Source organism: Arthrobacter monumenti, assembly GCF_054511255.1.
Map to the genome: position 1 here is coordinate 249,308 of NZ_JBTNCY010000005.1, position 19,976 is coordinate 269,283.

The following is a 19,976-nucleotide window of genomic DNA, read 5'->3' on the forward strand; positions in this document are numbered from 1 at the left end:
GGAGGTCTGGGCGGGAAGCGGAGGTCTGGGCGGGAGGGCGGACTCAGGGCGGGAAGCGCTAAGTGCGCCGCTCCCCTGTCAGGTCCCCTTGCCCTCCCCTGCCCGCCAGACGAATTCGGGCAGATTGGCGTTGATCTCCCAGTCTCCGAGTATCCGTGCCTTGTAGATCGCCGGATTATGCGAACTCAGCGTGCGGGCGTTGCGCCAGAACCGGTCCAGCTGCACCGGCGACCTGGTCGCGGAAGCGCCGAGGGCGTCAAAGAGCCGCGACCCGGAACGCTGCGCCAATTCCCCCACTACGATCTGGGCCTGACTGGAGCCAAGTTCGACGGCGGTAATCGCCGCCTCCTGCACATCCGGACTGGCCGTGTGGCGCTGCTCGAACGCCGTCTGAGCCAGCCGCGCGACCTCCATTGTCGCCGCGGAGGCCGCGAAGGCATTGGCGGACAACTCCCCGACCACCTGCTGGATCTGCGCATCCACACTTGCCCGTTCGCCGTTCCCGTGGCTGTAGACCCGGGTGCGGTTGCGGACATGCGCAGCGGTCTCCGTCACGATGGCCTTGCAGATTCCGGCAAGCGTCGCGTTGTGGATCAGTTGGAAGATCCCGGTCATGTAAGGAGCGCGGTCCTCGCTGAGCAGGACGTTTTCCGCTGCGACGGGAACGTTGTCGTAGAAGGTGGTGCCGCTGGCCGTGAGTCGCTGACCGAAGCCGTCCCAGTCGTCGCGGATGTCCACGCCAGGGGCGGAAGTATCGACCAAGGCATTGACATCCACGCCTTCGGAATCCCGAGCCCCGGTGAGGATCCAGTCGGCGAAAAGGCTCCCGGTGGTGTAGTACTTCTTACCGGTGATACGCCAGCCCTCCTCGTCGGGCTCGATCCGCGTGCCGACTTCACCGACCTTCGCCGGTCCTGTCTCGCTCCAGGCGTTGCCGACCAGCTGGCCCTTGCCGATCCGGCGCAACCAGGCAGTGCTGCGCGTGCTGCCGCCTGAGTACAACCGGTCCTCCACGAAGGCAAAATGCGAACGAAGCGCTTGCGGGAGGTTGGAGTCGGCGGCCGCGAGCTCAATCAGCAAAGTGAAGAACTGGCACAGCGTGGCACCGTCTCCCCCGAGTTCGCGGGGAATCCGGATGGCGCCGAACCCGGCATCGCCAAGCCAGCGGATCTGCTCGGCCGGCAATTTCCGTTCCCGCTCGCGCTCGACTGCGCCGGCAGCGATCCGTTCAAAGACCGGGCGGTACTTGGCCACCAGTTCCGCATCCGTCGGCGGTGCGGTGCCGGCTTGTGCGCTCACCGTCGTCGTCATGCCGACACTCCCACCCGGTTGAAAGCACCACGGTAGCCGGCACCGCGGTGGGTTGCCGGCAGCAGCGGACCCGCGCCGGGGAACAGCCGCTCCCGCAGCGTGGACTCGCGGTATTCCTTCCGGTATCTGCCCCGCTTCTGCAGTTCCGGCACCAGCTGTTCGACGACGTCGGTAAAGGTTCCGGGCGAGAGGAACTGGACGATGTTGAAGCCATCCAGGTCCGCCGCCTCGACGATTTCCTCGATCCGGTCCGCCACTTGTTCGGCGGTGCCGGCGATGAAGAATTCATCATTGCGGGGGTCGGACATGGAGTCGACCACCTCGTGGGCGCGCTTCCGGTTCGGCCCAGTGGAGAATTCGGCCTCCGCGGTCTGGCCGTGGTCGCGGCCCACGTATTTGAGGTACTCATCGGTCTCCAGCGAGGCGATGTCGATTCCGGAACCGCCGCCAAAGTGCACCAGGTGCCCCTCGACGTCGCGCAACCGCACCACCTCCTCGACCTTGCGCTTCACCTCGGCCTCCGTCTCGCCGAGGACGATGTTCAGCGACGCGAGCGCCTTGATGGCGTTACGTCCCCGTCCGGCGGCCTCGGCCCGTGCGCGCAGATCCGCAACGCCGGCCGCCACCCGCTGCACGCTGCGTCCGCCGACAAAGACAGCCTCCGCATGCTGAGAGGCGAACGCCTTGCCCCGCTCGGAGGTGCCCGCCTGGTAGATCACGGGGGTCCGCTGCGGGCTCGGTTCGGACAGGTGCGGCCCGTCGACGGTGAAGTACTTGCCTTCATGGCCGATCTCGTGGACCTTCTCCGGGTCGGTATAGACGCCGCGGCCACGGTCCCGGATTACCGCGTCATCGTCCCAGGACCCTTCCCAGAGTTTGTACGAGACATCCAGGAATTCCTCGGCCAGGTCGTAGCGGTCGTCGTGCTTCACATGCGCCGGCAGACCAAAGTTGCGGGCGGCGTCGGGCAGGTAACCGGTGACCACATTCCATGCCAGCCGGCCCTTGGTCAGATGATCCAGCGTGGACAGCCGGCGGGCGTTGCCAAAGGGCGGTTCATAGGTGGTGGAATACGTGACGGCGAAACCGAGGTGTTTCGTGGCCGCCGCCATCGCCGGAACCACCAGATACGGGTCGTTGTTGGGCACCTGCAAACCACGTTCGACGGCGGGATCCCGGCTGCCGCGGTAGACGTTGTAAGTTCCGACGACGTCGGCCAGGAAGATCGCGTCGAACAAGCCGCGCTCAAGCAGCTGGGCCGTTTCCGTCCAGTACTCCAGGTCGGTGTAGTGATGCCGCCGGTTTTCCGGATGGACCCACAGCCCATGGTTGATATGGCTGACGGTGTTCATCTCGAACCCGTTGAAATGGATTTCCCTGCTCACGCTTGGCCTCCTGTTGCCTTGTCGGCTGTTGTCTTGCCAGCTGTCGTCTTGTTTGCGCGCTGCGGCAGTGCCGGCACGGCGGCCAGCAGCTGTTGCGTGTATTCGTGCTGCGGATTGGTGAAAATGTCGTGGGCGCCGCCGTACTCAACGGTCTGCCCGTCTTTGAGCACCAGCACCTCGTCGCTGACCTGTTGGATCACGCCGAGGTCGTGGCTGATGAACAGGTAGCTCAGGCCAAGCCGGCGCTGCAGGTCTTCGAGCAGGTCCAACACCTGTGCCTGGATGGACACGTCGAGGGCCGAAACCGGTTCATCGAGCAGCAGCACCTGCGGTTCGGTGGCCAGCGCCCGGGCGATCGCGACCCGCTGCCGCTGTCCCCCGGAGAGGGTGAGCGGCCGGCGCCGAAGGACCTCGCGGGGCAGACCCACCTGGTCCAGCAAGGCGCCGGCCCGGCCGGTCCGGTCGCTGCGGGTGCTGATTCCGCCGGCGTGCAGGGCGTCGGCCAGGACGCGTTCGACTGTAAAGCGCGGATCGAAGGAACTGAGCGGATCCTGATTCACCAGCTGGATATCCGGCCGGTGTGGGAGCCGCTCCTTCTCCGGAATGCCGGACCACTGCAGCCCGCCGAGGGTCACGGTGCCGGCGTCGGCCCTGCTCAACCCGAGGGCGATCCGTGCAGTGGTGGATTTACCCGAGCCGGATTCGCCCACGATTCCGAGTGTGCGGCCGCGTTCCAGTGTGAACGACACGTCGCGGACCACCTGCCGGCTGCCCCCGCCCGGCTGCGGGTAGCCCTTGAACAGTCCGGTGGCCTGCAGCGCCGGCGCGTTGGGGTTAAGGCCGCTGGGCCGCTGCCCGGTTTTGACCGGCGCAGTTGAAGTTGAACGGATCGTCTTCCGCGGAGACGGAATGGCATCGAGCAGCGCCTGCGTGTATTCGTGCCGCGGATTGGTCAGCACTTCGGCGGTGCGTCCGGATTCCACTATCCGCCCGGACTTCATCACCGCCACCTCGTCCGCGAGTTCCGCCACCACTGCCAGGTCGTGCGAGATGATGATCAGCCCGCGTCCCTTCTCCTTGAAGGACTTCAACAGGGTCAGAATCTGCGCTTGAACGGTCGCATCGAGCGCCGTCGTCGGTTCGTCCGCGATCACCAGCGCCGGGTTAAGCACCGTGGCCTGGGCAATCAACGCCCGCTGGCGCAAACCGCCGGAGAGTTCGCCAGAGCGTTGCCGCACCCGCACCCGTGGATCATCGATTCCGGCCTCGAACAACGCCGCTTCAGTCCGGGCGGCCCGCTCTGCGGCGGAACGGACACCATGGGCGCGCAGAGCTTCTTCGATTTCCTGCCCGATCGTGCGCAGCGGGTCCAAGTGTGCCTAGTCCGATAAGTATTACTCCAACGCCGGCCAGTCCTGATTCGTCGGACGGAACTACGGTCAGCGCGAATGCGGCGGTAAAAGCCAAGGGCATTACGGCTATTACTACTGCGGCTCGCAGCAGCCGGGTGGCTGCCGCGACGACAACGACTGCGCACAAGAAGCAACCGATTCCCTGCCATACCTCATACGGCCCCGACAGTTCGCCGGTGACTCGATCCCGCTGATAGGTAGTGTCCCAGGCAAACCATCCGACCCAAAGGGCAGCGGCAAACACGGCAAGAGCGACCGTCAGGCCCATTTGCTTCGCGGGATGAATCTTCGGATTTCGAGTGAATGCCATCGTCGTTCATTGTCTCCTGTTGCTATGGGCTGTGCTAGGCCAGCGACCCCAAGAAGATCGGCTTACGAACAACTCCTACAGTCGTTGCGGTTCTATCGCCTGGTAACGACCAACAACGGTTTCTTTCTGTGAGAACCCATTCCAGGTCGCCTTCCTCCACACCAGAGGACCGGTGCCTTTCCACGAGCACAAACGAATTCGTCAACGGAGTGTAATACAGCGGCGGATTCTCCTGCTCCTGATCCGCCGGAAAAACTGTGGCTGGTTCCACTCCCGTAGGCGTCACCCCACTCGACCTCGCTCATGCTACCGTTTGCCCATCCTGCCTAACAGCCGACCCACAGGCTCTTGTGGCAGGCTATGAGTGATGAGTACGCGACATTCCCGGCCCGGTGGTGCCGGGCGTAAAACGAGCCGGCCGACGGCGTCGAACCCGTTTCCTTTTTTTGCAGCGGCCCTGCTCTGCGCGGCCGGGGTCGCCGCCACCTACATACTTTTCGTCCGCACGGTTGTGGGCCAACTTGTCGATGAAGGCGCATTGCGCGAGGCGGAGCTGACCCGGACCGGGATTTCGTCCGGACTGCAGGACTTCCTGGACCTGCTGCCGCTGATCTCGGTGGTCATTGCCGGGCCTATCATCCTGCTGGTCACGATCGCGCGAAGACGCTGGTACGCCGCGGCTGTCGCCGCGCTGGCCATGGTGGGCGCGAACCTGACGACGCAGCTGCTCAAGGACATCATCCTGCAGCGCCCGGATCTCGGAGTGCAGACGCTCGCGCAAAATTCACTGCCATCCGGCCACGCAACGCTGGCTGCCTCCTCTGCCGCGGCCTTGTTCCTGATGTCATCACCACGGTGGAGACCCTTGGTGGCAGCGGTCGGCGGAACCTATGCGGTGATCGCCGGCGGCGCCACGTTGATCAACTTGTGGCACCGGCCTTCCGACGTCGTGGCCGCCTTCCTGGTGGTTGGCGCGTGGACCGCTGTGGCCGGCTGGTTCATCCTGCGCACGGGCACCAGCTGGAATGTCTGGTACGGACTCGGCGAACATTGGGCGGCTTCCCGGATCTGGCCGGGAGCGACGGCGGCGCTCGGCTTTTGCGCGGGCGTTCTGGCCGCGCTGTTCGTCCTCGTCAGCACGCCGACGCTGGCCACGCCGGCCGATCCCGAACGCCTGCCGCTGCTCTATGCGGCGGGATTGGCGATGATCATTTCCTCCGGCTATTTACTGACGGCGATGGGCACCCTGCTCTTTACCCGGGCGGTGCGGACCCGCCACTGATTGGCGGGGCGGTGCGCGGGAGCCAGTACCCCAGCATCACCGCGCCGACGAGCCCGAGGCCACCGACCAGCCAGATCCCGGCCGACAGCGTAGCCAACGCGGTCACTCCGGACAGCAGCGCCGGCCCCCCGCTGGAACCGATATCGGCCATCAACCGCCAGACTCCGAGGAACTTCGTCCGTCCTGCCGCCGGCGAATAATCGGCGCCGAGCGTCATGATCATTCCGGAGCCAATGCCATTGCCGAAACCGATCAGCACGGCGGCCAGCAGCAGGGATGCGGTCCCGATTGTGAATGGCACCAGGATCAGCGCCAGACCCATAATCAGCATGCAGGGCACGGAAACCCACAGCCGCCCTTTCTGGTCCATCACCTTGCCGGCCGGATAGAACAGCAGCATGTCGACGGCGCCGGAAATCCCATAAATAACCGCGGTGGTGCTCGCTTCGAGACCGATGTTCTCCGCCCACAAGGGGATGACGACCGGGCGCGAAGACCGCACCGCCGCCACCATGACGACACCAATGCCCACCGTCAGGAAGACGCGGGCGTGCGAGCGGGAAATGGACCGGATCGTCGGAGGGACGGTTCCGGCTACAGCAATTCCGTGCCGCGGCAGATCGGGCATTCCGACGGCTACTGCGCCGGCAATCAGCAGCGCGCCCGCACCAACCCAGTACGCGCCGTCGAGGCCTGCAAAGTGGATGGCAGCGGCACCGGCGAACGGGCCGGCGAAGACTCCGATCCGCATGGTTCCGCCCAGTGTGGACAGTGCACGTGCCCGGAATTGCATCGGAACGGACTCCGTCAGGTAGCTCTGCCGGGCGAGATTAAAAACGGCCGCGGCCATCCCAATCATGAGGATACCGGCCGCGAAAACATACAGTCCGGGAGCGGTAATGCAGACCATCATGGCGAGCACCGACCAGGCCGAAGCTCCCACGATTGCCCAGCGTTCGCCGAACCTGGCGGTGATCAGCGACGCCGGGATATTGGTCAGCAACGAACCGATGCCGATCAGGGTGACCACGAGGGCGGCCATGGCCACGCTGGCGCCAAGGTTGCGGGCGCTGAGCGCGATGACGGGAAGGATTGCGCCTTCGCCGAGCCCGAACAGCAGTGACGGTCCGTAAACCGGTACGGCGAGTTTCCTCCACTCGAACGGCTCGGCAGTCACCTTCCTACTCTAAGTGAGCCGCCCCATCAGGGCCCGCGCATGCTCCGGCGCGTACGGCATGATCGGAATCGCCTTGGTGGTGTCCGACGGCGCCTCCCGCCTTGCCTGCGTTGCTATCCGGATGGCCCGCGACATGGTGGAGGCCTGAACGCGGACGTAATCGCTCCCCACCGGGCTGCCGTGTCCCGGAACGAAAGTCTCGTACTTGCGCAGCCGCACCAGCCGCTCGAGGGTGTGGACCCACTCTTGGGGGAAAGCGTCCTCGAAGGCAGGGTCTGCGCCTTCTTCGATCAAATCGCCGGCGAAGACGACGGTGTCGAGACCGACGAGCAGGTCGTTGTCCGTATGCCCCCGTCCCAGGTGGAACAACTCGACCGAGAGTCCGCCAAGGTCCAGCGTTACCGGCTGCTCCCCCACCGTGTGCTCGGGAACCACCAGGACGGTGTCCTCCTCCGTGCCGGCGGCCATTTCAGGCTCCGCCTCCGCCACGAAGGACCGCTGTTCCTCCCCGGTTGCGGCTATGTCGGCGGCGCAGGCTTCGTGGGCCCAGAACTCCGAGGCGCCGGCGGCTGCGAACACCGCGTTGCCGAAAAAGTGGTCGAAATGCGAGTGCGTGTTGGCCACCACCAGGGGAAGGTCCGTCATCGTACGGACTGCCTCCAGGATGGCTGTTCCGTGGTGCGGCCCGGCACCTGTGTCGATGACGAGCGCACGTTCCACACCGACGACGAGCCCGACGTTCAGCAGGTATTTGCCGGTTGGCAGCACGTAAGCCTGCGGCCCCACCTCACGCCAGTTCCCAGTGGTTTCCGACTGTGACACCGCGGCCGCTCCTTGTCTTCGCTTACTGAAGACCCTACAGGTCGGCCAGCACGGAACCGGGATTTTCGACGGCGTCGGCCACGTAACGCAGGAAGCCGCCCGCCGTGCCGCCGTCGCACACTCTGTGGTCGAAGGTCAGCGTCAGCTCGGTCACCTTGCGGACCGCGAGCTCTCCGTTGACCACCCACGGTTTGTCGATAATCCGCCCGACGCCGAGTATGGCCACCTCGGGATAGTTGATGATGGCGGCGCTGCCATCGACCCCGAAGATGCCGTAGTTGTTCAGCGTAAACGTCCCGGATGTCAGTTCCGCCGGGCTGGCTTTGCCCTCGCGTGCGACGGCGGCGAGCCGGCGGATCTCACTGTCCAGTTGGCGCGCGCTCATCTTGTCGGCCTTGCGGATCGACGGCACCATCAGACCACGGTCCGTCTGCGCGGCGAAGCCGAGATTGACGCCGTCGAAGCCGACGATCTCGTCGCCTTCGATGCGGGTGTTCAACTCGGGATACTTCGCCAGTCCAGCCAGCACGAACCGGGCAATGAAGGCGAGCAGCCCCGGAGTGTTGTCCGGGTTCGACGCCTTCAGCCGCGAGCGCATCTCCAACAGCGCGGTGGCATCGACGTCGACCCAGACCGTTGCCTCCGGAATTTCGGTCCGGCTCTTGGTCATGTTTGCGGCGACGGTCTTGCGCAGACCCTTGATCGGCGTGCGTGCGGTAATGCCAAGACCGGACTTCGCGTCCTCGCCAAAGGCGGCGCCGCCTGCGGGCAGCGGTTCACCGACACTTCCGCTGCCAGCGGGAGCGTTGCCAGCCGGGACGCTGTCCGCCGGAGCCTGACCGGCGACGGCTGCTTCGACATCCCGGCGCATAATCAGTCCACCTGTACCGGAGCCGGAAATGTCGGTCAGCTTGAGACCGGCTTCCTTCACCATCCTGCGGACCAGCGGCGAGATCACCAGCGGCGCAGCGGCGGCGGCGCCAGTCTGCGTTGTTGCGGAGCCATTTGCTTTGGCGTCCGGAGCGGCAGGGATGGAACCCGCCTGAGTAGCGGCGTCCTGTGTTTCGCTGGCTGCGGCGGCCGGGGCCGCATCGGCAGCGGATCCCTTGCGGCGGCGGGTGCGCTTGGACCCACTCTGTCCGCCGGGCGTTCCATAGCCGATCAGGACATTGCCCGATCCGGCGGCCTCGCCATTTTCGGTGGTCTCTCCGCTTCCCTCGGCGTCTCCGCGCCCTGCAGCCTCGCCGCTTCCGGCGGCCCGACCGCCGGCGGCGGCATCAACCGGCTCCTCCGGAGCCTGGATGCCGGCGCGCTCCTCCGTCCGGTAAGCCTCGCCCGCAGGCGAGCCGTCGCCGGCGGCAGGAACGTCGCCCGGTCCGGCAGCAACCACGTCGGCCGAGTCGGCCACCTCGATGGCGTCCACCGAGATCAACGGTTTGCCGACGTCGATCGTTGAACCGGCATCACCATGCAGGACCGCAACGGTTCCGGCGAAGGGTGATGGAACCTCGACCACCGATTTGGCGGTTTCCACCTCGGCAATCGGCTGGTCGACCACGATTTTATCGCCGACGCCGACAAGCCAGTTCACCAGTTCGGCTTCAGTCAGGCCTTCGCCCAGGTCCGGGAGCAGGAATACCTGCCGCTGCTGTGTGGCAGTCATTTAGTCCTCCCACTGCAGGTCGTCGACGGCGTCCAGGATGCGGTCCACCGATGGCAGGTGGAAGTGCTCGAGCTTCGGTGGCGGGAACGGAATATCGAACCCGGACACCCGGCGGACCGGAGCGGCCAGCGAGTGGAAGCAACGCTCCTGCACGCGGGCCACGATCTCGGAGGCAACGGAGGCAAATCCCGGCGCTTCGGAGACGACGACGGCGCGCCCGGTCGAGCGCACGGCGGCACTGACCGTCTCGTCGTCGAACGGCATAAGCGACCGCACATCCACAACCTGCAGGCTGCGGCCTTCCTTGGCGGCAATCTCGGCGGCGGCGAGCGCCGTCGGCACGGAAGGACCGTAGGCAATCAGGGTGGCGTCGGTTCCCTCCCGGGCGACCACGGCCTTGCCGATCCCGGACGGGACCTCCGGCGACAGCCGCGCTTCGTTGAGAGCTTTCAGGTCCACTTTGTCCTTGGACCAGTACATCTTTTTCGGTTCGAGGAAGACCACCGGGTCATCCAGTTCGATGGCGTCGCGCAGCATCGTGTAGGCGTCGGCAACGGTGGCCGGGGCCAGCACGGTGAGTCCGGGGGTGTGCACGTAGTAGGACTCGGAGGAGTCGCAGTGGTGTTCCACTCCCCCGATTCCGCCGGCGTAGGGAATGCGGATGACGATCGGCAGGCTCACCCGGCCCTTGGTGCGGTTGCGCATCTTCGCCACATGGCTGACCACCTGCTCGAAAGCGGGGTAGGCGAAGGCGTCGAACTGCATTTCGACCACCGGACGCATGCCGTTCATCGCCATCCCCACGGCCATGCCCATGATGCCTGCCTCGGCCAGCGGCGTATCGAAGCAGCGCTGTTCGCCGAAGCGTGCGGTCAGGCCGTCGGTGATCCGGAAGACACCGCCGAGGGGTCCGACGTCTTCGCCGAACATGATGACGCGTTCGTCTGCTTCCATGGCGTCGGACAATGCCGCAGTCAGCGCCTTGGCGAAGGTCAACGGAACTGCCGTGCCGCCGTCGTTGTTCTGCCCGTTCTTCTGAACTGCCGCCTGCGCGGGGGTTTCGGCTCCCGGCATTGTGGAATCCAGCTCCTGCTTGGCTGCAACGGAGGTCATGATTACTCCCCTTCCCGGGAAAGCTCGTCGCGCAGCATCGCGGCCTGTCCGGCCAGCTGCGGCGTCGGCTCTGCATAAACGTGTTTGAAGAGGTCCTCCGGGTCGACCTTTACCTCGCCGTTGAGACCGCTGCGCAGTGTTGCCGCGACCTTCTCGGCCTCCTCCTTGATGGCGGCCTCCGCCTCATCCGTGAGCAGCGCGGCGTCGGTCAGGTACTTCTTCATCCGGACCACCGGATCCTTTGGCGCCCACTCGGCCACCTCGTCATCGGTGCGGTAGCGGGTGGCATCGTCGGCGTTGGTATGGGCCTGCATCCGGTAGGTGTGCGCCTCAATCAGCGTCGGCCCGCCGCCATCACGGGCACGTTCGACGGCGGCCCCCATCACCGAGAGCAGCGCGGCCAGGTCATTGCCGTCCACTCGTTCGCCCGGCATCCCGTAGCCGATCGCCTTGTGCGCCAGCGAGGGTGCGACGGACTGGTGCGAGAGCGGAACCGAGATCGCATACTGGTTGTTCTGCACGAAGAAGACCACCGGCACATGGAAGACGGCGGCGAAGTTCAGCGCCTCGTGGAAGTCACCCTCGCTGCTCGCGCCATCCCCGCACATGGCGACGACGACGGTGTCCTCACCTTTGAGCTTGGCGGCGTGGGCGACGCCGACTGCGTGCAGCAGCTGCGTGGCCAGCGGAGTGGACTGCGTGGCGACCTTGTGCTCGATCGGGTGGTAGCCGCTGTGCCAGTCGCCGCGCAGCAGTACGAGCACCTCGACCGGATCCACGCCGCGGGTCATGACGGCGACCGTGTCGCGGTAGGTGGGGAACAGCCAGTCCTGTGTATCCAGGCAAAGCGCGGCCGCAACCTGGCATGCTTCCTGCCCGTGCGACGACGGATAGACCGCCATCCGTCCCTGCCGGACCAGGGCGCTTGCCTGGTCGTTGACGCGGCGTCCCACGACCAGCTTTCCGTAGGCGTGAACCAGCTCTTCGGCGGAGGGCATCGGGTACTTGCCGGCGACACCGGGCTCATTGCCTACGAGGGCACCAAGTTCATTAATCAGCTGCACCGGCGCTGCCGATGGGAGCATCGCGGCCTCGGAGCGGGCCGATTCCTCTGCTGTGGAACTGCTCATGGAAGTCCACCTTTCCTCAACGCTGAGGTCTTCAACGAAAGATACTGTGTTTGTCCATTATGGGTTCACCTAGCTATTCGTATCCAGTCGAGGGGATTACTGTGGAAATTTGGAAACTGAAGCGCTAGAGTCGTAGACGAAATGTAACTGTGAGCTGGATTACGCGGTAGGGATGTAGACGGATGGTTGAGCAGGAAAAACCAGCGCTGGACAGTGTGGACCGGCGGATTCTGAGCGAGCTGGCGGCGGACGGCAGAATGTCGGTCACGGCGGTCGCCGAAAAGGTGCATATTTCACGGGCGCATGCGTACTCAAGGATCTCGCGGCTGACCGAAGACGGCGTTCTGACGCGGTTCACGGCATTGATTGATCCCGCGAAGGCAGGGCTGAAATCCTCCGCCTACGTGACCTTGAAGGTGCGCCAACATTCATGGCGTGAACTGAAGGAACGACTGCAATCCATACCGGAGGTTCACCACATTGCCCTGGTGGGAGGCGACTTCGATGTCATCCTGCTGGTTCGGGCCGTGGACAATGTGGACCTGCGCCGGGTTATTTTCGACAAGCTGCAGTCCATGGAAGGGGTCCTGGATACGCAGACGTTCCTGGTGTTCGAGGACATCGACACCCGCTAGGCTTCGCTAATGGCTTCGGTGCCAGTGCCGGTGCCGGTGCCGGTGCCGGTGCCGGTGCCGGTGCCGGTGCCGGGAGGATGTTCGCAACCTCCTCTGCCGAGAGCGGTGCTCACCTGCGAAAACGGTGGTGGCCAACACCGTTTTCGCCGCTACGGCCCGTCCTCGCCATTAGCGACGATGGCAAGTACCACCCATCTATCTGTCGACGCCGGATGTTCGCCACCTCAAGCAACGTCAGTTCCAGGTTCACCTACTGATAGCCGTCGACGATTGCGGCGGCAATCTCCTTGTAGGCCCGGCGGGTGGACGGTTTGAGCGTTTCCAGCGATATCAGATCGCCGTCGGCGACACCACGGTCATGGGGAACAGCAATCAGTTCGCGGCAGATACCCGACAGGTGCTCGTTAATCGCATCCTTATTCACCCGTGCGGACACTTCGTCCTTATCGGTAATGACGACGATGGCGTTCCTGGCCAGTTCCTCGTAGCCATGACTCGCGAGCCAAAGCAGTGTGCTGCGCGCACGCTTGGCGCCGCTCACGGCATATCCTGCCGCAATCACCAGATTGTCGGCGGTCTGCAGGATGCCCTTCATGGCATTGTGCGTCACGCCGGTACCGCAGTCGGTCAGCAGCACGGAGTAGTACTTGCCAATCAGAGCCCGGATCTTCAGGTATTCCTCCGCGGTGAGGCTGTCGGACACTTCCGGTTCCTGCTCCCCCGCCAGAACATGGAACCGGCCGGCATGCTGCATGTACCGGGAAAGCTCTGTCAGGGAAGTAATAGATCCGAGGTCGTCAATGATGTCGGAGACGGTCCTCGGACTCGAGGACTGGTAGATACTCTCCCCCAGGGCCCGTTCGGCGAGATCGCCGGAATCCGGGTTAGCGTCAATAGCGCACGGTGGATCGCCGCGGAACTCGGCAAGCGTCATGCCGACGCCGACAGTGGTCGAGGTTTTCCCGATACCGCCTTTCAGCGACAGGACTGCAGTGTTGTAGGCACCGTGGAGCTGCCGCGAAATCCGCTTTTCGAGTGCATCGTCCTCACGTTGCCTGGCGCTCGGACCCAGATTGACCGTACCGCCTGAAGCCTTATAGAGAGCACCTCGGAGGCCACCCGTGGGCCGGTCCTTTGTCGGCTTCACGAATGCGGTCGTTTCCGCACGCCTCGAAGCACGTGTCACCGCTGGCTCATCGGCACCTTTGCCGGGCTCGTCGTCGTTCTGGTCACCTGCCGCGGCACGTCCAACCACCGTTTGCCGGAGAGTCCAGTCGTCAGCGTCAATATCCGACGACGGCTGCCCGGGAGCGCGGTCAGGCTTCGGCACGGTAGGTATTTGGGGCGAAACCGGTTCCGGGCTTACGGATGGGAGGGGTGGGATGGACGCCATCGGGTATGGCTTTGGGCCGGCCTCCGGACCGGCATCGTGTTCCGGAATGTCGGTTGCCGCTTCAGGGGATGGACGCGCACTGCTGAGCGGATAGTCCGTCATTTCCGGCTCCGCGGTGGATTCGGTTTCACCCGACTCGCTGACGTAGAACCAAGTATCTTCGCCAATCGTGTGGTCCACCCCGTGCGTGAGCACTTTGCGTCCGCGCCGTTGCGCTTCCTGCGCCAGTTGGTCGAAGGCCGCAGCGTAGGGATCGGAGAACCTTGCGGTGTTGATTCGCGTGGCGCCGACCATGACAGAGCCGTCCTTATGAATTTGAACGACCATGTGATCTGACGGTTGGCTCATTGCACCTGCTCCGGGTTGGTTCGATAGTGATAGACGGCGCCGACCCGCGCCGTCCCCCGGCCCGCACGTCCTCGTCCATCCTAGCCAAGCGGTGTGACGGTTTCATACTCAGCAAACTGCCGTCCCATGGACACCCCGCTACTTGCTTCTGAGCGGCCGATAAGACTCATCGGCCAATGCCTCTGCGGAGCGAAGAAACGGTCGCCCGAGGTCTTCGGCACCGAGCGACAGGGCGTAGAGTCCGGTTGAGACTCGCTCAAGAAACCCCCACTGCCAGATAGCGGTCTCGTTCGCCCCACTGCTTGACGCTAGAACCCGGCAGTAGTGATGGGCTAAACCTTTCGGTTCCTTACTGACGCCAAGTTCCGCGTTCCAATCGCGCAGGGCCACGCCCAAGTCGTATGCAGGGTCGCCCAGAAATCCGTCCGGATCCACGAAAACGAAACCGGCTTCGGCACCCACCCGGGGAGTGAGAACTTGCAAGGCGTTGGATGGAGCAGCATCCCCATGGACCACAACACACCGTCCCGGTTGGAACTGCGATGCGCGCTGGTGGGCGTACTCGAGAGCTTGCTCTACAACGTGCTGTGGACACGGGCTGTCCAGTTCCTCCCATAGCTCGCTGACAAAAGCATGCAGCTCCAGTGCCTTGTTGATTGGCGGCAAGGCTGGCATCCCGGTCGCAGGGCGCACCATCCATGCCTGCTTGAGCACACTGCGAAGTAGGCGGAGTTGCTTCTCCGGTGAATAGCCCAGCTGGTCCAGGGACGGGCCAAGGGCTTCCAGGAGAACGGCATTTCGATCAAGGTCGTGGGCGAGGACCTGAACGTAGCCATGTCCGGCTGCCCGCTCCAGGGTTTGAACTTGGCGCCTGAAGGTGTGATCTGGAACCGCCACCTTCATGACAGCGGCTCCTCCAGTGGCTGTGCAGACACGTGCCACAAACGCCGAAGTGCCCCCAAAGAGTTGCTCGGTTACTTGCACCGACCATAGTCGTTGCAAGTCTGCGACAAGCTTTGGGAGCGTGTCCGCCCACGTGCCACTTTTATCAACGACGGCGGCCTTGGCCGTGACGATGTCCGGAAGACTGAATGGTCGATGCGTCACTATGGATACCTTCGTCTGAGGTTCTCATAATAGGTATTGGAATGAGAGGACGCAGCCATGATCAAAGCATTCCATGAGCCACTCACTAATGCATTTCAAACCGGAAACCAGGAGGGACCGAAATGACTACTGATGGAATGCCGCTCGTCGTTGATCAGGGGACGTGGCGGCGTGAGCTTGACGCATTGCGTGCCCGTGAGAAGGCCGCTACCAGGGAACTGGATGCCATCGCTGCCCAGAGACGAAGGCTGCCGATGGTTGAACTGCCGGACTATACCCTGGAGGGCGAGGAGGGACCGGTGCGGTTCGTCGACGTCTTCGAGGGCAAATCACAGCTCATCGTCTACAACCACATGTGGTTTCCGGACGAGACCTGGCAGTGCGGAGGTTGCACCAGCTTCACCTCGCAGTTCACCCGGTTCGATTTTCTGGATAACTATGACGCCCGCTTCGTGGTAGTCACCCAAGGACCGATTGACGAGGCGCTGGCCTACCGACGCCGGGTCGGCAACCGGATGACGTGGTATTCCACCGCCAACAGCGAGTTCGGCGCAGACGTCGGCGCCCCTGCCGGAGGAGGTTTCGCCCTGAATGTTTTCCTGCGAAACGGTGACACGGTTTACCACACTTGGCACAGCAGTGGCCGTGGAGTCGAGCAAGTCAGCCACACTTTCCCGCTGATCGATCTGCTGCCGTGGGGCCGCCAGGAGCAATGGCAGGATTCTCCTGAGGGATGGCCGCAGAACCCAACCTTCAGTGGGTGGCTCGACTCCCCGGACGTCGCTGCACTCTACGGGCAACGGTAGACGTCATGAGGAGGCACCAGTGAACGATCAGATCGAAAAGAGTCCTGCTCAAAATGATCGAGGAGTACGCCCGCCACAACGGGCACGCCGATCTCCTCCCTCTCCGGCACCGCGGACATGGCCTTCTTGTAGTGGTCCTCCTGCGATATCCAGTACCGTTCGGGCAATCTGATGGAGCTCCCTCGGGGAGCGCTCAGCCGTCTTCGCCCAGCCAACGAGCATCTCCGCGCGACTATCGTCGGCATCGGCGAGCCGCCGCGCGAGCCACTTTCCGGTTCCAAGCCATGACCCGATACTCAGCAGTAAAAGGTCTGCTGCACGCTTAAAAACGTCGGCCACGATCGCGAATTCCTCCGCACGCCCGTTGGCTCCGTCCAGGTCTTCGATCGCGGCAGTGAGTCCGTAACGAAGGTTTGCCAGTTCCTTCGGATCGAGTGGATCCGGGCCGTCCGCGATTATTCCCGCTGCTCGCATCCGTAGCGATTCTGCCAGGACCTCGCCCGTCAGCGGAATCCCGTTCGCCCACATATCGAGGGCAACCGGCCGTCGTTGTGCGGCTTCTCGGGCGAACCATTCATCGATACCTTCTGGTCCGTAAACAAACGTTTCGACCAACCAGTCGCCATAGCGGAACGTTTCCGCATAGTTGAGCCGTTGGGTGTCGTAGTAGATGACGATGTCGAGGTCTGAGGTGTCAGATCCACGACCTGCAGCAACGCTTCCGGCCAGCACGGATGCGGCCGCGTCAGGATGCGTTTCCTGAACGAATCTGCGCGCAGTCGCCAGAGCGCCCTCCAACCTTGCAGTCATCCTCAAAGTCTACGATTGACAGCTCCATGGACAATCCGTTGCTCTCAGCGAGCGTAGACGCTTATGTGACGGCTGCTGGCAGCGGTGAACGGCTGAGAGCCCCAATCACCCCAGCGGTCCACCAATCGCAGGCCCGCAATCCTCGCCATGAGGTCCATTTCGGCCGGCCAAATTAACCGGCAAGAGATCGGGCTGAGCCGCATACCGTCCCTGGACAGAGACACGTGATTTTCATCGAGAACCTGAGTGACAGCGTCATAGCGATTCACATCCAGAACCACTCGATCAACGTCGAGTTGCTCAACATTGACGAACTGATCTCTACGGATCCAGGCCGAAGGCACGGCAGCCTCGACGACAAACACGCCCTCGTCGCCCAAATGACGTGCGGCATTCTCGAAACACCGCACTTGGTCGTCCTGAGTGAGCAGGTTATAGATGGTGTTGAACACTAAGTAGACGAGACCGTAATTCGAGTGAGGCGCAGAGGTGCACGCCATGTCGCCAGTAATTACTTCCAGCTTGTCTCCGCCCGGCTTCTTGCGAAGGTGGGCGACCATATCCGGTGATAAATCGATTCCGTCGACGCGAACGCCACATTCGGAGAGAGGAAGCGCGATACGGCCGGTACCAACAGCGAACTCCAGTGCAGCCTTGCCGCCAGTCAAATTTGCGAGAAACTCTACCGTTTCGGCCTCATCGCCGCGCAGTTGATCGTCATACCGCAGTGCCTCTTCCGGCCCGAAACTGCTCGCCGCATCAAATCCGTCCATTCCACGAGCTTACTAACCTATTGGGATTTATCAATCAGTCGTCAGTTGACGAGGCGCTGCAGCTCAGGCCAATCCGTCACTGGCCGACTCGTCCGTCGATACATTCGCGCAACAGGTCGGCGTGGCCGCAGTGCCTGGCGTACTCCTCGATCCGATGTACCAGCAACTCTCTGACGGCGATACCGTCCTTCCCTAAACGTTCCCCCAGATTCGGATGTCCGGCGAGCATAGCGTCCGTCGTGGCCTGCTCTTGAGCGAGGTCGGCACATGCAGCGTCGACCACAGTCTGCTTTGCGATGGCACCATCGAAGTCAGCACCACCCCCGCCATACAGTTTTAGCAGCGGGTCACCGAAGGTAATCCAATTGCGCCAGTCGCGTTCCACCTCTGCGAGGTGGCGAAGCAAGCCGAGAAGAGACATGTTCGATGGCGGCACTGACCGGCGAGCCAGTTGCTCCGCATCCAAACCTTCACACTTCATCCGAAGCGTCAGGCGATAATCTGACAGGTAGTCCTGCAATGTTGCCCGTTCGCCGTCCGGACTGACTCCGTCGGTGTTGCGGGGATCGTCCTCTGGATTAACCCACATGTCTGGGTAGACAGTTGCCATGCTCCATCGATTGGACTGTTCACTCATCCTGGCCATTCTTGCCGACTCATGCCGTCCGCGCCACCGATATTTGCCGGCCGCCTACCTGATCCGCCCGTAAGCGACGCAACTGAGCGGTGCATGTCTTTCCCTCCCCAACGTCGTGCTCGTCTTAGTTATCCACAGATCATAGGCTTCGCCTCGCTTGAGCGGTCACGCTGTGGGCAAACTCTATGGGAGTCATCAGCGCCTTTGGAAAGAGAAGACATGGAACCTGCAGGACAAGACGAATCACCCGGCGAACGCGCTCCCGAACATCACGAGCCGGGCACTGATTCTGAACAAAACAGGAGCAATGGAGTCGGCACACCGAAGCGTCGGACACGACGTGCCCTTTGGGCGGGAGGCATCACTATCCTGCTGATCGCGGCCTCCGCTGTCGGCGTTGTCGCACTGTCTCCGGGAAAAGCCGCAGTTGGCGACAGCACAATCCCGGTCGATGAGCCTGCAGTCTTCGGCACCCCACCTTCCCTCGAGGCAGCCGTTCCAGACGGATGGCATGTCACCGGGCACGACGATTCGTCGACTTCAGTTCGAAACGCGGAGTTGAGATGCCATTTCGAGGTCCGAAGCCTCGAGCTCAACCTGCCTAAAGACGATGGAGCCGAGCGGATTTTCGATGATAGTGCGGCCACAGGGGAAGCTTTGTCCGGCATGCCCAAGACGATGATGCAGGCAATTGGCAATATGAGGCAAGTAGGTGAACTGAAAAAGCTCAGGGTGCAAGGCTCTTCCGGAGAACACGGACTCGAATTCATGACCATGCGGCTGGATTACTTCGTTCCAGGGACCGGCGAGCCTGGAACGGTTCGGCTTGGAGTCCGTTCCATGCCATCTTCAGGAACAACATTGAGTACATTCCTCGCGTGCCCGACGTCAGTCCTGGAAACTGGGACGGATCCGTGGGAGACGTTAATGGCGAACACGACCGTTGTGGCCGGTGAATAGAGATGAATGGGCAGGACATGGATGCATCCGCCAAATGTTTTAGCCCTTGAAGTCCGGTTTGCGCTTCTCCTGGAAGGCGTTGAACCCTTCGGCGTAGTCCTCGCTCTTGCACAGCTGCCCCTGTGCAAGGTTCTCTTCCTCCATTGCCGTCCATAGGCCGAGGCGCTGATCGCGGATGTGCGCCACCAGTTCCTTGGACGCTCGGAATGCACCGGTCGCGCCCGTAGCGACTTTGCCGGCAGCAGATCGGGTCTTCTCCAGAACTGCGTCCGCCGGCATGGCGCGGCTGAACAACCCGGAGGAAACGGCCTCGGCGCCGCTGATGAGTTCGGCGGTGTAGATCAGGTCAAGCGTCCGGTGTGCACCCAGCCGCTCAGTGAAGAGCCAGTGGCCGCCGGAGTCCAGGGTGGCGCCGAGATTGGCAAACGGCGAGCCGATCTTGGCGTCCTCGGCGATGTAAACGACGTCGGTAGCCACCAGCAGCCCGAGTCCGACACCGAGGCAGGCACCATGGGCGGAGGCAAACGTCGGTGCGGGAAAAGCGCTCATTTTTTTCAGCAGCGGAGTAACGGTTTCACCCAGATAGCCGTACGCGTCGTCTTCGGCCGGAGTAACATTCGAGATGTCACGCCCGGCGCAGAACGCGCGGCCTTCCCCACGAAGCACCAGCGCCCGCACACCAGCTTCAGCGGCCTCGTCGTACGCCTTGCCCAATTCCGCGAGTGCGGCCTCGTCCAGGGAGTTCAGCTTCTGCGGCGCATTCAGGACCACCTCGGCTACATCGTTCTCGATCGTCAACTCAATCATGGTCATGGTCTCTCCTTCGAGTAGGGCGTACTGAATGGATGAATAGGTACCAAAGCCGGAGTCGCGTACCCGTTGCCGCCGTCGGAAGCCATCGA

At 63.1% G+C, this 19,976-nt stretch carries 18 protein-coding genes and 1 pseudogene; 5 read left to right on the forward strand and 14 right to left on the reverse strand.

The window, feature by feature from the left end:
• Positions 1-78: 78 nt before the first annotated feature.
• The 3 genes from ACX80B_RS09550 to ACX80B_RS09560 are packed head-to-tail and all read right to left on the reverse strand — an operon-like array spanning position 79 to position 4,069.
• Positions 79-1,311 carry an acyl-CoA dehydrogenase family protein gene (locus tag ACX80B_RS09550; protein ID WP_459295442.1) on the reverse strand — a complete coding sequence of 411 codons (1,233 nt, stop codon included), beginning with the start codon at positions 1,309-1,311 and terminating at the stop codon, positions 79-81.
• Positions 1,308-2,696, reverse strand: coding sequence for an LLM class flavin-dependent oxidoreductase (locus tag ACX80B_RS09555; protein ID WP_459295443.1), 1,389 nt, complete (start codon positions 2,694-2,696; stop codon positions 1,308-1,310). The genes ACX80B_RS09550 and ACX80B_RS09555 overlap by 4 nt, the downstream gene beginning before the upstream one ends.
• On the reverse strand, positions 2,693-4,069 hold the full coding sequence (locus ACX80B_RS09560) for an ATP-binding cassette domain-containing protein (protein ID WP_459295445.1): 1,377 nt from the start codon (positions 4,067-4,069) through the stop codon (positions 2,693-2,695). Before ACX80B_RS09560 ends, ACX80B_RS09555 begins: the two co-directional genes overlap by 4 nt.
• A gap of 716 nt (positions 4,070-4,785) precedes the next feature.
• Here ACX80B_RS09560 and ACX80B_RS09565 point away from each other — a divergent pair.
• Complete coding sequence (locus ACX80B_RS09565) at positions 4,786-5,700, forward strand: phosphatase PAP2 family protein (RefSeq protein ID WP_459295447.1); 915 nt, start codon at positions 4,786-4,788, stop codon at positions 5,698-5,700.
• Here ACX80B_RS09565 and ACX80B_RS09570 read toward each other — a convergent pair.
• The 5 genes from ACX80B_RS09570 to pdhA all read right to left on the reverse strand — a co-directional run bounded on the left by ACX80B_RS09570 (position 5,672) and on the right by pdhA (position 11,605).
• Complete coding sequence (locus ACX80B_RS09570; protein WP_459295449.1) at positions 5,672-6,877, reverse strand: MFS transporter; 1,206 nt, start codon at positions 6,875-6,877, stop codon at positions 5,672-5,674. The two genes, ACX80B_RS09565 and ACX80B_RS09570, sit on opposite strands and share 29 nt — an antisense overlap.
• A gap of 9 nt (positions 6,878-6,886) precedes the next feature.
• On the reverse strand, positions 6,887-7,699 hold the full coding sequence (locus tag ACX80B_RS09575; protein WP_459295451.1) for an MBL fold metallo-hydrolase: 813 nt from the start codon (positions 7,697-7,699) through the stop codon (positions 6,887-6,889).
• A 34-nt stretch (positions 7,700-7,733) separates the two neighbouring features.
• Positions 7,734-9,362 carry a dihydrolipoamide acetyltransferase family protein gene (locus ACX80B_RS09580; RefSeq protein WP_459295453.1) on the reverse strand — a complete coding sequence of 543 codons (1,629 nt, stop codon included), beginning with the start codon at positions 9,360-9,362 and terminating at the stop codon, positions 7,734-7,736.
• Complete coding sequence (locus ACX80B_RS09585; RefSeq protein ID WP_459295582.1) at positions 9,363-10,316, reverse strand: alpha-ketoacid dehydrogenase subunit beta; 954 nt, start codon at positions 10,314-10,316, stop codon at positions 9,363-9,365.
• A 161-nt stretch (positions 10,317-10,477) separates the two neighbouring features.
• On the reverse strand, positions 10,478-11,605 hold the full coding sequence (pdhA, locus tag ACX80B_RS09590; protein ID WP_459295455.1) for a pyruvate dehydrogenase (acetyl-transferring) E1 component subunit alpha: 1,128 nt from the start codon (positions 11,603-11,605) through the stop codon (positions 10,478-10,480).
• 182 nt (positions 11,606-11,787) lie between these two features.
• Here pdhA and ACX80B_RS09595 point away from each other — a divergent pair, with 182 nt between their 5' ends.
• Positions 11,788-12,240, forward strand: a complete 453-nt coding sequence (locus ACX80B_RS09595) for an Lrp/AsnC family transcriptional regulator (RefSeq protein ID WP_459295457.1) — start codon at positions 11,788-11,790, stop codon at positions 12,238-12,240.
• Between the two features lie 250 nt (positions 12,241-12,490).
• Here ACX80B_RS09595 and ACX80B_RS09600 read toward each other — a convergent pair whose 3' ends face one another.
• Positions 12,491-13,960: a MinD/ParA family ATP-binding protein gene (locus ACX80B_RS09600; RefSeq protein WP_459295459.1), complete on the reverse strand. Its 1,470-nt coding sequence runs from the start codon at positions 13,958-13,960 to the stop codon at positions 12,491-12,493.
• A gap of 159 nt (positions 13,961-14,119) precedes the next feature.
• Positions 14,120-15,088, reverse strand: a complete 969-nt coding sequence (locus ACX80B_RS09605; protein ID WP_459295461.1) for an aminoglycoside phosphotransferase family protein — start codon at positions 15,086-15,088, stop codon at positions 14,120-14,122.
• Positions 15,089-15,210: 122 nt separating this feature from the next.
• Here ACX80B_RS09605 and ACX80B_RS09610 point away from each other — a divergent pair, with 122 nt between their 5' ends.
• Both ACX80B_RS09610 and ACX80B_RS09615 read left to right on the forward strand, forming a co-directional pair.
• Complete coding sequence (locus ACX80B_RS09610) at positions 15,211-15,894, forward strand: DUF899 domain-containing protein (protein WP_459295463.1); 684 nt, start codon at positions 15,211-15,213, stop codon at positions 15,892-15,894.
• Positions 15,895-15,947: 53 nt separating this feature from the next.
• Positions 15,948-16,220 carry a hypothetical protein gene (locus ACX80B_RS09615; protein ID WP_459295584.1) on the forward strand — a complete coding sequence of 91 codons (273 nt, stop codon included), beginning with the start codon at positions 15,948-15,950 and terminating at the stop codon, positions 16,218-16,220.
• A 337-nt stretch (positions 16,221-16,557) separates the two neighbouring features.
• Here the strand turns inward: ACX80B_RS09615 and ACX80B_RS09620 are convergent.
• The 3 genes and pseudogenes from ACX80B_RS09620 to ACX80B_RS09630 form a co-directional block, all read right to left on the reverse strand.
• Positions 16,558-16,704: pseudogene (locus ACX80B_RS09620) on the reverse strand (nucleotidyltransferase domain-containing protein); the annotation flags it as partial.
• Between the two features lie 44 nt (positions 16,705-16,748).
• A complete protein-coding gene (locus tag ACX80B_RS09625; protein WP_459295465.1) occupies positions 16,749-17,477 on the reverse strand; it encodes a class I SAM-dependent DNA methyltransferase in 729 nt (242 codons plus the stop codon).
• 76 nt (positions 17,478-17,553) lie between these two features.
• On the reverse strand, positions 17,554-18,114 hold the full coding sequence (locus ACX80B_RS09630; RefSeq protein WP_459295467.1) for a DinB family protein: 561 nt from the start codon (positions 18,112-18,114) through the stop codon (positions 17,554-17,556).
• Positions 18,115-18,333: 219 nt separating this feature from the next.
• On the opposite strand from ACX80B_RS09630, the gene ACX80B_RS09635 reads away from it, so the two are divergent.
• Positions 18,334-19,074, forward strand: a complete 741-nt coding sequence (locus tag ACX80B_RS09635) for a hypothetical protein (RefSeq protein ID WP_459295469.1) — start codon at positions 18,334-18,336, stop codon at positions 19,072-19,074.
• Positions 19,075-19,113: 39 nt separating this feature from the next.
• Here ACX80B_RS09635 and ACX80B_RS09640 read toward each other — a convergent pair whose 3' ends face one another.
• Complete coding sequence (locus tag ACX80B_RS09640) at positions 19,114-19,881, reverse strand: enoyl-CoA hydratase/isomerase family protein (RefSeq protein WP_459295586.1); 768 nt, start codon at positions 19,879-19,881, stop codon at positions 19,114-19,116.
• Between the last annotated feature and the right edge of the window lie 95 nt (positions 19,882-19,976).

Bases quoted from the DNA above. Each gene is read 5' to 3' on its own strand.
- ACX80B_RS09550 (WP_459295442.1), bottom strand. From the start codon at position 1,311: ATGACGACGACGGTGAGCGCACAAGCCGGCACCGCACCGCCGACGGAT.
- ACX80B_RS09565 (WP_459295447.1), top strand. From the start codon at position 4,786: ATGAGTACGCGACATTCCCGGCCCGGTGGTGCCGGGCGTAAAACGAGC.
- ACX80B_RS09580 (WP_459295453.1), bottom strand. From the start codon at position 9,362: ATGACTGCCACACAGCAGCGGCAGGTATTCCTGCTCCCGGACCTGGGC.
- ACX80B_RS09585 (WP_459295582.1), bottom strand. From the start codon at position 10,316: ATGGAAGCAGACGAACGCGTCATCATGTTCGGCGAAGACGTCGGACCC.
- pdhA (WP_459295455.1), bottom strand. From the start codon at position 11,605: ATGAGCAGTTCCACAGCAGAGGAATCGGCCCGCTCCGAGGCCGCGATG.
- ACX80B_RS09595 (WP_459295457.1), top strand. From the start codon at position 11,788: ATGGTTGAGCAGGAAAAACCAGCGCTGGACAGTGTGGACCGGCGGATT.
- ACX80B_RS09600 (WP_459295459.1), bottom strand. From the start codon at position 13,960: ATGGTCGTTCAAATTCATAAGGACGGCTCTGTCATGGTCGGCGCCACG.
- ACX80B_RS09610 (WP_459295463.1), top strand. From the start codon at position 15,211: ATGACTACTGATGGAATGCCGCTCGTCGTTGATCAGGGGACGTGGCGG.
- ACX80B_RS09615 (WP_459295584.1), top strand. From the start codon at position 15,948: ATGATCGAGGAGTACGCCCGCCACAACGGGCACGCCGATCTCCTCCCT.
- ACX80B_RS09625 (WP_459295465.1), bottom strand. From the start codon at position 17,477: ATGGACGGATTTGATGCGGCGAGCAGTTTCGGGCCGGAAGAGGCACTG.
- ACX80B_RS09630 (WP_459295467.1), bottom strand. From the start codon at position 18,114: ATGAGTGAACAGTCCAATCGATGGAGCATGGCAACTGTCTACCCAGAC.
- ACX80B_RS09635 (WP_459295469.1), top strand. From the start codon at position 18,334: ATGGAACCTGCAGGACAAGACGAATCACCCGGCGAACGCGCTCCCGAA.
- ACX80B_RS09640 (WP_459295586.1), bottom strand. From the start codon at position 19,881: ATGATTGAGTTGACGATCGAGAACGATGTAGCCGAGGTGGTCCTGAAT.